14 protein-coding genes and 1 tRNA gene are annotated in these 12,452 nt (G+C 34.9%); 11 read left to right on the top strand and 4 right to left on the bottom strand.

Features of this window, described 5'->3' with window-relative positions:
* Nucleotides 1–15: 15 nt before the first annotated feature.
* The 3 genes from ABXT67_RS03300 to ABXT67_RS03310 form a co-directional block, all read right to left on the bottom strand.
* The gene (locus tag ABXT67_RS03300) at nucleotides 16–1,263 is read right to left on the bottom strand and encodes a hypothetical protein (protein ID WP_415375863.1); all 1,248 of its coding nucleotides are present in this window, start codon (nucleotides 1,261–1,263) and stop codon (nucleotides 16–18) included.
* Complete coding sequence (locus ABXT67_RS03305; protein ID WP_415375864.1) at nucleotides 1,263–1,991, bottom strand: type III pantothenate kinase; 729 nt, start codon at nucleotides 1,989–1,991, stop codon at nucleotides 1,263–1,265. The genes ABXT67_RS03300 and ABXT67_RS03305 overlap by 1 nt, the downstream gene beginning before the upstream one ends.
* Nucleotides 1,992–2,156: 165 nt before the next feature.
* Nucleotides 2,157–2,229 (bottom strand) — tRNA-Phe (locus tag ABXT67_RS03310).
* Between the two features lie 982 nt (nucleotides 2,230–3,211).
* On the opposite strand from ABXT67_RS03310, the gene ABXT67_RS03315 reads away from it, so the two are divergent.
* The 10 genes from ABXT67_RS03315 (at nucleotide 3,212) to ABXT67_RS03360 (ending at nucleotide 10,183) form a co-directional block, all read left to right on the top strand.
* On the top strand, nucleotides 3,212–3,550 hold the full coding sequence (locus ABXT67_RS03315) for an arsenosugar biosynthesis-associated peroxidase-like protein (protein ID WP_028377507.1): 339 nt from the start codon (nucleotides 3,212–3,214) through the stop codon (nucleotides 3,548–3,550).
* A gap of 125 nt (nucleotides 3,551–3,675) precedes the next feature.
* Nucleotides 3,676–4,746, top strand: coding sequence for an arsenosugar biosynthesis radical SAM (seleno)protein ArsS (gene arsS / locus ABXT67_RS03320; RefSeq protein ID WP_415375865.1), 1,071 nt, complete (start codon nucleotides 3,676–3,678; stop codon nucleotides 4,744–4,746).
* Nucleotide 4,747: 1 nt separating this feature from the next.
* Complete coding sequence (locus ABXT67_RS03325; RefSeq protein WP_415375866.1) at nucleotides 4,748–5,251, top strand: rhodanese-like domain-containing protein; 504 nt, start codon at nucleotides 4,748–4,750, stop codon at nucleotides 5,249–5,251.
* A 6-nt stretch (nucleotides 5,252–5,257) separates the two neighbouring features.
* A complete protein-coding gene (locus tag ABXT67_RS03330) occupies nucleotides 5,258–5,455 on the top strand; it encodes a hypothetical protein (RefSeq protein WP_415375867.1) in 198 nt (65 codons plus the stop codon).
* Nucleotides 5,455–6,192: a TIGR04282 family arsenosugar biosynthesis glycosyltransferase gene (locus ABXT67_RS03335; RefSeq protein ID WP_415375868.1), complete on the top strand. Its 738-nt coding sequence runs from the start codon at nucleotides 5,455–5,457 to the stop codon at nucleotides 6,190–6,192. Before ABXT67_RS03330 ends, ABXT67_RS03335 begins: the two co-directional genes overlap by 1 nt.
* Before the next feature lie 56 nt (nucleotides 6,193–6,248).
* Nucleotides 6,249–7,061, top strand: coding sequence for a purine-nucleoside phosphorylase (locus ABXT67_RS03340; RefSeq protein WP_415375869.1), 813 nt, complete (start codon nucleotides 6,249–6,251; stop codon nucleotides 7,059–7,061).
* A 1-nt stretch (nucleotide 7,062) separates the two neighbouring features.
* Nucleotides 7,063–7,263, top strand: a complete 201-nt coding sequence (locus ABXT67_RS03345) for a hypothetical protein (protein ID WP_415375870.1) — start codon at nucleotides 7,063–7,065, stop codon at nucleotides 7,261–7,263.
* Nucleotides 7,264–7,349: 86 nt separating this feature from the next.
* Nucleotides 7,350–8,318: an arsenosugar biosynthesis arsenite methyltransferase ArsM gene (gene arsM / locus ABXT67_RS03350; RefSeq protein WP_415375871.1), complete on the top strand. Its 969-nt coding sequence runs from the start codon at nucleotides 7,350–7,352 to the stop codon at nucleotides 8,316–8,318.
* Between the two features lie 38 nt (nucleotides 8,319–8,356).
* Nucleotides 8,357–9,250 (top strand): DUF547 domain-containing protein, encoded by an 894-nt coding sequence (locus ABXT67_RS03355; protein WP_415375872.1) that lies wholly within the window; start codon nucleotides 8,357–8,359, stop codon nucleotides 9,248–9,250.
* A 210-nt stretch (nucleotides 9,251–9,460) separates the two neighbouring features.
* On the top strand, nucleotides 9,461–10,183 hold the full coding sequence (locus ABXT67_RS03360; RefSeq protein WP_415375873.1) for a TIGR04283 family arsenosugar biosynthesis glycosyltransferase: 723 nt from the start codon (nucleotides 9,461–9,463) through the stop codon (nucleotides 10,181–10,183).
* Between the two features lie 369 nt (nucleotides 10,184–10,552).
* Here the strand turns inward: ABXT67_RS03360 and ABXT67_RS03365 are convergent, their stop codons facing one another.
* Nucleotides 10,553–11,557, bottom strand: coding sequence for a glycoside hydrolase family 113 (locus tag ABXT67_RS03365; RefSeq protein ID WP_415375874.1), 1,005 nt, complete (start codon nucleotides 11,555–11,557; stop codon nucleotides 10,553–10,555).
* Between the two features lie 329 nt (nucleotides 11,558–11,886).
* Between ABXT67_RS03365 and ABXT67_RS03370 the strand changes: the two genes are divergently transcribed.
* A complete protein-coding gene (locus tag ABXT67_RS03370) occupies nucleotides 11,887–12,018 on the top strand; it encodes a hypothetical protein (RefSeq protein ID WP_415375875.1) in 132 nt (43 codons plus the stop codon).
* Nucleotides 12,019–12,452: the final 434 nt, after the last annotated feature.

The raw sequence follows: 12,452 nt of genomic DNA on the forward strand, positions 1-12,452 counted from the left end.
TGGTATTTTACTAGATTAATCTAAATATCGTTTATCGAACCATTTGTCGTTTAATGACAAACTTAAAAATATATTAAAGAAGTTTTCTTGAATTAAGCCACTGTTTGTAGTACCACGTCTTCCTATTTCAACACCAAGGTTAGCATTTGAGAATAATCTGCCTACGGGCAAACCAACTCCAAAAGATATGCCAAACTCATTTATACTTTCACCATTAAGGTTTATTCCAGTCTCTTCAAAACGAACTCCAGCTCTATAAACAACTCTTTTATAGTAGCTTGAAAGAGAATTATAATTAGGAATAAAAAAACCTCCAATTCTATATTTTGAAGCATCTTGAAATACTACGTTTTCAAGTTCAAAGGTTCTGTTTGTGAAATTACTGGTTTTTTGATTGTCAAATTCCAACCCTACAAACCAATTTTTAGGCTTTCCAATTCCAGCACCAATTGTAAACTGTGAAGGAAAGACGAAGTCTGAATTCGCTACATCAACTTCAACAGACTCTCGTTCTATTTGAAGACCAGATGGTAACACAAAAACGGTGGCTCTTTGTCTCGTATTGTCAGAACTAAAATTAGTTTCTGGCGTGTAGGTAATAGTAGTTGTTAACTGCAGTTGATCTGTAATCATTGTTCTATAACGCGCTCCTAGGTTAAAACTAAATCCTAAAAGATCTGAACGATTTGTTTCAATAGACCCCAACTCGAGATCTTCTTGTTGGCTAAATGCTGTATTTTCTATATTTCCGAAATTAAAATTCGTGTCAATTCCAAAACTAAACTCGGGCGTTATTTTATAGGCAAATGTCAAAAACGCCTTATTAAGACCACCCTCTCCGCTATAACGAGTAGTTACACCGTCATTTAAATTTTGAACATCATACCCAACAGATGTATATGGAATCAACCCAAAACTTGTAACCAATTTACCCATAGGGATTCCCACAGCTACGTAATCCAAAGAAGTAGTTGATTGTTGTTGCTCGTCAGTAGCCGTTTTTTGAGTCACAGATTTGTGGCTTCCTCCCAAGGTGTAGGTTATATATTCCAAGTCTGCTAATCCGGCAGGGTTTTGAAGATTTAAGTGGATGCTATCTGAAAAAACATTGATTCCACCCATGGCTCTGTTCTCAGCAGTTCCTTTAAATTTGAGTGCGCCAATACCATAAAATGAATACGGGGAGGTTGTTCCTTCCTGGGCAATAGCAGCACTGCTGCAAGTAATAAGGACAATAAGCCCTAAAATAATTCGCTTCAACATCAATCTTTATTATTTTCTAAAATATTATTTAAGCCCTCCAACTGAAAAATTGAATCCGCAAAGATGTCATTTTTTATACTATCTCGCAAAAAATGAGCGTCTCCTCCGGTTAAAATAATTATTAAAGCACCATATTTATTTTTATATGCCTGTATTGCGCCTTCAATTTCGAATAAAACTCCTTGAACCACACCACTATGTATTGCTTTTTTTGTGGTATTTCCAACAATGGTTTTTGGTAGTTTTCTCTTCAATAAAGGCAAACTTACGGTATATGCATTCAACGCCTTGTAACGCATCAAAATACCCGGAGAAATCGCTCCTCCTAGATATTCATTATTCATGCTTAGAAAATCGAATGTAATCGCGCTACCCGTATCAATTACAAGTACGTTTTTTTTAGGATACTTTATTGCAGCTGCTGCTATCAAAGCTATCCTATCTACTCCCAAGGTAGTGGGCGTCTTATATAAATTTTTAAACGGAATTTTACTGTCGTGTGTAAGTATGTGGATATTGAATTTCTTTTTTAAAAAGCGATAATCCTTATCAGCCAATCTACCGCTACTAGAAAGAATACAGTTTTTTAAATTTTTATAGGATAAAACTAGAGAACCAATAGTTACCTGAAAATCTTCTGTAACCGAAGTTTCCCGATGCAACAAAACTCTGTTTTCAAAAACAGCAAATTTGTTTTGCGTATTCCCAACATCTATGATTAAATTCATATCCTTATTAAAGACGACAAAAATACGACCTTATTTCAATGTATTGGTGATTCGTTTATCAAACAATATAATGTGACCTCAATCTTTTTAAAAACGGCTACTTTGCTTTCATTTGCGCTAACCTAAAACAAAAAACCCCGAAACGAAAGTTTCAGGGTTTTAATGTGGTACCTCCAGGAATCGAACCAGGGACACATGGATTTTCAGTCCATTGCTCTACCAACTGAGCTAAGGTACCTTTAAGGTCGGCAAATATAAAGCTATTTTGAATACTGCAAAATATAAATATATAAAAATTATTTTTTTGTCTTATTAGGATAGTATCAAAGAGATTAAACAAAGTCATATCAACCTATAAAAAGATTATTTTATGTTCCATTAATCATTCAAATTTATTTTAAAGCAAAACTTGTCTTTGTATCCTTAAAATATTTCAAACAAATCAAATTATTTTAAAAATCTCGAATTAACGTCAGTCAAAAATTTGCTGAAAACACAAAACTTATGTCTTTTTGTTCTACTATGCTGCAGTATTTGAGGAAATGCTCAAATTCTAAATATACAATCGCTAAGAAAAGTAACAAACACTTCAGGGGTTTCTAGGGCAGCAACCTTCCACTTTGCTTTAAAATATAATGTAAATGATTTTCTTGCGGTATCAAACAATATTCACATTCAATAGCAAATGAATAATCCCCCTAGTATTATCTAAGAACGATATTGAATTTAAGAAAATTGAAAACGATAATGACGATGGCTTTACTCCTCTTTAACGAGATTTTAAAGTAAGCTCCCTTATCTTCAAATTTTTCCCTTACTGATAACATTACCTTCGTTAGCAATTCCTAGTAGCAACCTCTATTGAATTATTTTAGCGATTATCGCATTTCGAGCCAAAGAGCAATGATCGTGGGTATGGTTAAAAAATACTGGATTGAAACTGTCATATCCTTCTGTTTTTGATGCCTTTCCTGCAATTGGACCTCCCAATTAAAATATGATTTCACTACCGGTATACACTATACTTTTGACTAATAAATTCTTAAAAAAATACCCCAGGACTTTAAAATAGCTTTATATTCTCTGCTAAATTTTTACTACTGTTAATTTATCTCTAAACTTCGGTAAGCATGAAGGAAACACAAAGACTACTTTAGTATATTTACGACCTTTAAAACCCAAAACTTGTACAATACCGTACTTGTTTACAAGATCATTTTATGGCAGCAAATAATTATTATGACCCAGCAGACTTGAGAAAATTTGGAAAAATAACCGAATGGAGCGAAGAACTAGGCACTAAGTTTTTTGATTACTATGGCAAAGTTTTTGAAGAAGGAGCCTTGACCGCTAGAGAAAAAGCACTCATCGCATTGGCAGTAGCGCACACAGAGCAATGTCCTTACTGCATTGATGCCTACACAAAAGACACTTTGCAAAGAGGCGTTACTAAAGAACAAATGATGGAAGCAATCCACGTGGGAGCCGCTATAAAAAGTGGAGCAACGTTAGTTCACGGAACGATGATGATGAATAAAGTGAACAAGTTAGAGATGTGACCCTTCGACTCCGTTCAGGGTACAAATAAATTACATGCAGCTTGAGTAAAATTTTATAGAAAAACTGAATTAAACGATTGCCTTTTTTAATCTAAAATCGTGCATCTTACATCGTACATCCAAATATGGGTAAATTAAAACAACAATCACTACAAAAGAGAGATGCCGAATTGGCAAATACAAATCGCCAACTCGAAATTTTAAGTAATGGGATTTTTAAAAATGGAGAGCTTCCAACATTTGCGAAAAAAATTAAAGAAACTACAGGTCATTTTCCGTTACGCCCTAAAAAACTAGAGATTCTTCAAATTAATGTAGGTTATATGTGCAACCAAGTTTGCGAGCACTGTCACGTGGACGCTGGTCCAGATCGCAAGGAAATTATGACTTGGGAAACGATGGAGCAATGCCTTGAGGTGATTAGAAACACACAGGCCCATACGCTGGATTTAACTGGAGGCGCTCCAGAAATGAATCCTCATTTTCGTCGTTTTGTAGAAGAAGCAAGTAAAGCTGGTATCAAAGATTTTATTGTTCGAAGTAACTTAACAATCATTCGCTCCAACAAAAAATATCACGATTTACCCCAATTTTTCAAAAAGTATAATATACATGTAGTTAGCTCTATGCCTCACTGGACAAGAGGAAAAACCGATAAACAACGCGGAGAAGGAGTTTTTGACATGAGCATCAAAGCACTGCAAGAATTAAATGAAGTAGGTTATGGAATGCCTGGCAGTAGTTTGCGATTGGACTTAGTTTATAATCCTAATGGCGCATATTTACCAGGTGACCAAGCCAGTATGGAAAAAGAATTCAAAAGCGCTTTATTAGATGATTTCGGAATTCAATTTCATAGCTTATTTGCTATCACAAATTTACCTATTGCCCGTTTTCTTGACTACCTCATCGCAAGTGAAAACTACGAAGATTATATGTATCAACTAGTAGAAGCATACAACCCAGCTGCAGTAGAAAACGTGATGTGCACCAATACTATTTCAATTTCTTGGGATGGGTTTTTATTTGATTGTGATTTTAACCAAATGCTGAAATTACCCGTTGCAAGTAAAGTAAAGCATATTGATGAGTATAACGAAGACCTTTTGAATGATAGAAATATTGTGATTTCACAACATTGCTACGGCTGCACTGCCGGCGCAGGAAGCAGTTGTCAAGGAGCCGTAACAACGTAAAATGAAACATCTTTTTATAGTCAGTCTAGCCTTTTTTTATGCCACCACGACTTTTGGGCAAAAGACGCTCGATGCAATATTGCAAAAGTATAATACCCAAAGTATTCCTTATATTTCGGTGGAGCAATTGCGCATACTTCAGTTAAACAAGGATCTTATTCTTTTAGACACTCGCGAGCTTGAAGAGTTTGAAACCAGCCACATTGCTTCTGCAAAGCATGTTGGATTCAGCACCTTTTCAATAGAAGAAATTTCAGAAAAAAATATAACTAAAGAAACCCCAATTGTAGTGTATTGTTCCTTAGGCATTCGCTCTGAAGAGGTTGGTGAAAAATTAAAAAAAGCTGGATTTACAAATGTTCAAAATCTATACGGTGGTATCTTTGAATGGAAAAACACCTCCTATCCCGTTTTTAATCAAAAAGAAATAGAGACTGATAGTGTTCATGCCTTTTCAAAACCGTGGAGTAAATGGCTTGAAAAAGGAACTAAAGTTTATAAATAAGACCTTATGAAAAAGAGTGTCATTTTTATAGTGCTAGCGTTATTTTTTGTTGCGTTTATAATTTTCAACATCCTACGACTAGACTTTAACGATTTAAGTTTTGCAACAAATAATGTAATCTACATTAGTGTTATTTCTAATATTTTAATGATTGCAGCAATGCTTTTTTTTGCCAAATTAATGAAAAAAAAGAAGGACAAATAATGGCCATTTTAGGATTAAAAAATACAGATGGAAAAGAAAACTCAAAAGAGGTTTTCCACTTTCCCACTTCCAAAAATGCCTTGATCATTTTTACACGCAACCCTGAATTAGGAAAATGTAAAACACGTTTAGCGACTAAGGTTGGTGATGAAGCAGCATTGGACATATATAAGTTCTTACTGCAACACACTGTAAAAATCACAACACCGTTAAACGTTGACAAGTTTGTTTATTATTCTGAAAAACTTCACCAAAATGATGCTTGGGACGAACAGATTTTTAGAAAAAAAGTACAAGAAGGCACAGATTTAGGCATACGAATGCAAAATGCGTTTACCGCAGTATTTAATCACGGCTATGAACGTGCCATTATTATTGGTAGTGATATGTTTGATATGACCACACAAGACTTGCAAAATGCATTTACTGCATTAGAAAAAAGTTCTTTTGCAATAGGACCAGCAGAGGATGGAGGTTACTATTTATTGGGTATGAAGAACGTTTATCCTTCGGTTTTTAGCAATAAAAATTGGGGAACTGACACGGTTTTAGAAGCAACTATTTCAGATTTAAAAAATGAAACCGTAGCCTTATTAGAAGAAAAAAATGATGTAGATTACTTTGAAGACATTGCAGATGTCGAGGCATTTCAAAGGTTCTTTCCGGTAGGGTTAAAGAAAAACCTAACCTCCCAAGCTACCCTTCAAAGAGAAGGAGGAGCTAATACATTAATATAATTTAAGAGCTCGAATATTGAGTGCTTTGACGACTTCAGAATAGACTAAATCGAAATATGAAAAAATATATACAAGAAGCTGTTGAATTTTTACAACAAAGAGGCTTTGGAACTCCAGAAGTAGGTATTATCTTAGGCACTGGATTAGGAAAGATTATTGATACTGTAGCTGTTGAAGCAGAGGTGAGCTACAACCACATCCCAAACTTTCCTACTGCAACTGTTGAGTTTCATAAAGGAAAACTCATTTACGGCACTTTGGCCGGTAAGAAAGTAGTGTTAATGCAAGGAAGATTCCATGTGTACGAGGGATACTCTTTGTTAGATGTTACATTTCCTGTACGAGTGATGAAAGAGCTTGGCATTCAAAAACTATTGGTTAGCAATGCCTCTGGCGCCATAAATTTAAACTTTAAAAAAGGTGACATTATGCTTATTGATGACCACATCAATTTACAAGGAGGGTCACCCTTAGCGTTTAAAGGGGTTGAACAATTGGGCGAACGCTTTGTGGACATGAGTGCTCCTTATGATGTTAAAATGAATGCCGAATTAGAAAAAATAGCAAAAGACAACAACATTAATTTACACAAAGGGGTGTATGCAAGTGTCGTTGGGCCACAATTAGAAACTAGGGCAGAATATCGCTACTTAAAAACTATTGGTGCAGACGCTGTTGGAATGAGTACGGTGCCCGAAATTATTGTTGCTAATCATCTAGGAATTGCTGTTAGTGCACTTTCAGTCTTGACAGATGAGTGTGACCCTGATAATTTAAGACCTGTGGATATTTCTGATATTATTGCGCAAGCTGGGAAGGCAGAACCACAGATGATCACATTATTTACAGAATTAATCAAAACCTTATAAAATGAATTTCAAATTTATTCTTTCACTCTTACTTGTTGCCCTCGCTGGATTTAAATTAACCACCTCAATTATGAATCCTGAAGAAGCTGTATCGCTTTTTGGCGGAGAAATTAACGTATGGCTGTACCGTTTCATTTGGCTTGTAGCTGGACTTGTTTCAGTATATAATATTTACAGAGAAAACAATAAACTCAAGAAATAATAAATTGAAAAGCAAGTAATTTTTTTATTCTATACCGACTTAAAACCAGTACCGAAGCCCAAATATTAAAAACTGATATTCAAATAATGAGCTATTTAGAGACGACACACGATATTTACAAGGAAGCAGCGCTAACTCCAGATGTGGGTTTGTGCTGCACCACAAATCCTATCTGGGAATTGCCGGGCTTAAAAATTCCAAAAATCATGCAAGAGATGAACTATGGCTGTGGAAGTACGGTGCATGCCCGTGATCTATCTAACAACCCTAAGATGCTCTATGTAGGTGTTGGTGGCGGCATGGAACTACTTCAGTTTTCGTATTTTAATCGTCAAAAAGGAGGTGTCGTAGGGGTAGATGTTGTTGATGAAATGTTAGAAGCATCGCACATTAACTTTAAAGTTGCTGAAGAACAAAACGATTGGTTCAAAAGTGAATTTGTTGATCTTAAGAAAGGAGATGCACTTAACCTTCCTGTTGAAGACAACTCCATAGATGTAGCAGCACAAAATTGCCTTTTCAATATTTTTAAAGCAGCAGATCTTAAGAAAGCGATTGAAGAAATGTACCGGGTTCTTAAACCTAACGGCAAGCTGGTAATGAGCGACCCTACGTGTGAGCAACCTATGAATGAAACATTGCGAAACGATGAGCGTCTTCGTGCGCTTTGTCTTAGTGGAAGTTTGCCTATTGCAGACTATGTAAAAGCATTGACAGATGTAGGGTTTGGAACCATAGAAATTAGAGCCCGAAAGCCCTACCGCATTCTAGATCCAAAAAACTATCCCACAGACGAACTAATCTATATTGAGAGTATTGAAGTTGCCGCTATTAAAGATCCAATGCCAGAAGATGGCCCGTGTATTTTTACTGGAAAAGCCGCAATCTACTACGGTAACAAAGATTATTTTGATGATGCGTTAGGACATATTTTATTAAAAAACCAACCATTGGCAATTTGTGACAAAACAGCCGGAGCGTTAAAAGCTTTAAAAAGAGATGATATTTATTTTAGTGAATCAACCTTCCATTATGATGGTGGCGGATGTTGCTAGTTTAAGTGCGGTATTCTTATTCTATTAAATATAATTCTATGAAAAATCTTTATTTTCTTATTGCAGTTGCAGTGCTTTTAGCTGGATGCAGTAGCACAAAAAACCCGAATGGAAAAACTTCAAAATTTGACGAATCTATTGTAATTAATGATAGGATGAAATTACTAGAGAAGAGAATGGATGCCTTAAATAATCCACCTAAAATCGAGGAAGAAAATGAAACTAAAAAGCAACCTCAAAAAGGTACTCAAGTAAAATCTGAGAATAAAACTACTACGGAAAATAATGTAACAGACATTCACAAGCAATTTGACATCTTATTAAAACAAAATGTTTCTGCCACAGGGAATGTAAATTATGCTGGATTCAATGTTACCCGCAAAACGCTATTAAACTACATTACCTCTCTAGGAGAAAATCTACCTACTGAAAAGTGGTCCAAAAACGAAAAACTCAGCTATTGGCTGAATGCCTATAACGCAATTACAATAGATTTAATCTTGCGTAACTGGCCGCTAGAAAGCATCAAAGACATTCAAAACCCTTGGGAACAAAAGTATTGGAAATTGGGTGAAAAATATTATAATCTAGATGAGATTGAGCACAAAATATTACGTAAAATGGAAGATGCTCGTATCCACTTCGGTATTAACTGTGCCTCTTTTTCCTGTCCTCCACTTTTAAATGAAGCATTTGTTTCAGAAAAAGTAGACAATCAACTTACCTTTTTGTCCAAACGTTTTATCAACGATACTTCCCGAAATAAAATTACCCCCGACCAAGTGGAAATCTCAAAAATATTTAATTGGTTCTCAAAAGATTTTAAAACTACTGGAAGTATTATTGATTATCTAAATACCTATAGCGAAGTAAAAATCAATAATAATGCTCGTGTTAAATATATGGATTATGATTGGAGGCTCAATAATTAAAATTTCAAATTAAAAAAGCTGCTGAGTGATTTATAAACAAAACCATCTTCTGTTTTTAATTTTCAATCCCTTTATTTTAAAGAAGAAGTACAGCCTAATCCTATTAAATAAATAAGTACCGCTAAACTGAATCCAAATATAACTTTTGAATTTAAATGAGTAGAAATAAATTAAAAAACACTCCCATTCATATTGTGTATGTTTACCGCTATGATTAGTATTATTATTCCTGTACTCAACGAATCCGAACATATTATTTCAGCGCTTGGTAATATTACAGAAAATGCCACGGCTAAAAATATTGCTGAAATTATTTGCATAGATGGAGGAAGTCAAGACGATACGATGCATTTAATTTCTGAATATGCCGACAATACTTCTTTTAATATTCAGGTATTCAACTCAGAAAAAGGACGTGCTAAGCAAATGAATACCGGTGCTAAAAAAGCTACTGGTAGTATTTTATATTTCCTTCATGCAGATTCTTATCCTCCTAAAAGTTTTGATTCACTCATCATTTCCGAAATACAAAAAGGGAATCCCGCAGGTTGCTTTAAAATGAAGTTTGATAGTGATCATTGGTGGTTAAGGCTTGCAAGTTGGCTCACTAAATTTACTTGGCGTGCCTGCCGCGGTGGAGATCAAAGTCAATTTATTACAAGAGCGCTTTTTGACGAAATAGGAGGTTATGATGAGCGCTATGTTATTTATGAAGACAACATTTTGATAAATGAACTTTTCGCTCGTGATACGTTTGTTGTTATTCAAGAATGGATTGGATCTTCAGCAAGAATGTATCGGGAGAAGGGTGTTTGGCGCATTCAATATCATTTTTGGGCTATTTATATAAAAAAATGGCTGGGGGCAGATGCCGACCAACTCTATCTGTATTACTTGAAGAAGATCAAAAATTCATCTATTTCTAAAAAATAAGATAGCCGAAATAGAATGAGTAATGTTAACGAATAAATTAACCCTCAAATTCTAAAATCTAAATAACAAATAATAAACACCTCTTTTCTGTCTAACCATTGTGCAGATTAACATTGTAATATTTGTAACTTTATTATCTCTAGATGCTATTCAAGGTATCATTTATGGCTGTATCATTTCGCGAACCCAATCCATTCATAAATTAATAAACAAGATCTGAGCAAGTATACTTTTCTTCTTTTCCTATAGACTTATCTCAGAAATATTGTGTTTTTTTGGTTTAGGCCGTTATGGCACGCTGCATTATAATTGATTCTCAATATGGCCGTTTGAAACTTAGATGCCTATAAAAAATATATAAAAAGGAGATTATTTTGTTGCCCCAAAGTGTTTTTTTATGAGTTCTTCGGCAGGTTTATTTTGGGGCGTATACATTGGGTTCTCTAATCCCCCTGAATTTTTATGATCTATAAACCATTTCCAAATAAATCCTCCAGCAAACCATTCTTCAGGATATATAGCAGAAAACAATCCTTCGGTTAAATTTGCTTGTGCTTCCATATTAACTCCTGGCATTTTATGATCACTTTTCCAAGGTTCTTTGCCAGAATAATCAACGCTTCGATATCCATATTCAGTAAAGAGAATTGGGCGGCTAAATTTTTCTGAGACTCCCTGTAATTCTTTTTTCCAAGGTTGCCAACCATCAATGGCTTCTTGAAGGGTTGGTGTTTGACTGTCAGAAATAGGAAAATAAGCATCTACCCCAATATAATCCAGCGCATCCCAAAAAGGAACTCTTTTATATTCGTCCCAATTAGCAGCATAGGTTAGTTTTCCTTTATATATATATTTTATTTCTAAAATGAGTTGCATCCAATACTGAGGTCTATTCACAATAAATTGTTCGAGTTCTGTTCCTATGCAAAAAATTGCTGCATTTATTTCTTGTGCAGCTGCGGCGTAGGTAAGAATGAAAGAAGTGTAAGACTCTTCTAACCGCTGCCATTCCTCTTCAGTGTTCATTTTTAAATGTCCTGTAAATTCTCCTCTTGAAATCCAGATTTGTGGCTTCACCATTACCCCAACATTTTGCTGCTGAAGCATTTTAGCATATTGAATAATTCCATCTTTGCTTTCTCCAAACCATTGCCGATCTGTATTGTGTATAATTTTTGTTGTTTCTAAACTTCTTATAAAACCAAATGGCATTACTGTGGCATAGTTGGCGTTGATGTTTACTACGGCATCTACGTGTTCCTTTACTGCTTCATTTCCTGAAGCAACAAAACTTACCGCATTTATTTTTGAAGGCTGCGCGTTACAGCTTAATAAAATGGACGCAACAAAGAGTACCTCGAGAATATTTTTCATACAATAGAAAATTAAAATACTGTTTTTAAAGCTAAAGATAGGAAGTTAATTCCATAACAAACCTTTCAGATCTTAAAGACACGTGAGGTTTAAATGGGACTAGCCAGATTTTCCTAATTAAAAATTGCTCGCAATCCAAGGCTATACCTTTCACCAAGCCCATTTAAATTTTCGCCGCTAACAAATTTTCCATAAAAAGCTTCAAAGTTGAGAACATTGGTTAGTTGATATTTTCCACCCAAGCCAACTTGTGTATAATTCTAAGAAAAGTTATTTCCTAAGTCTATTAAAAAGCTTGTTGCCCATTCACAAAACAGTGGATTTATTGGTTGAAAAAACAACTCAAAAACGCACTAAGCTGTAAAAAAAAACTTTCATTAGCAAAAGGTTCGCCAACATTTTTAGCAGCTGGATCTGAATCTGCAGCATCGTTTCTAAAGTTCTATCCAAAATCTGCTTAAGTAAAGATTTGTGGTTTATCTCCGCCAAACAGTTTATCATAAAAGAACTTTGTCTCCCAGAAAAACTACGTTTAACTAAATATGGCCCGTTTGGCAGACCTTTAAACAGTGAAATAAAAATGAACTGGAAAGAGAAAATTTGAAACATTAGCAAATGATTGCACTCTAGTGGAAATCGCGATGGTTGTTAACCCGCTGATAGTATCTTTATTATTATTTTCAAAAGAGAGTGCGTCAAACGCACTTTCTCCCCTAAAGGTATTTGCTTCTACTTGAAAAATAAGACCCACGTTTATTCTACGGCTTTCACTTACCCCTGTAAAAACCTAGGTGTTATTTGTAAAAAATGACCCTCTTGAAAGATCAACAAGACTAGAGTCTTCGTTTGTTCTTGTTGTTTGCCTTTATATGCTATTCAAAAACTCAATACCCTA

The sequence above is a fragment of the Patiriisocius sp. Uisw_017 genome (assembly GCF_047731265.1).
Taxonomy (GTDB): Bacteria; Bacteroidota; Bacteroidia; order Flavobacteriales; family Flavobacteriaceae; genus Patiriisocius.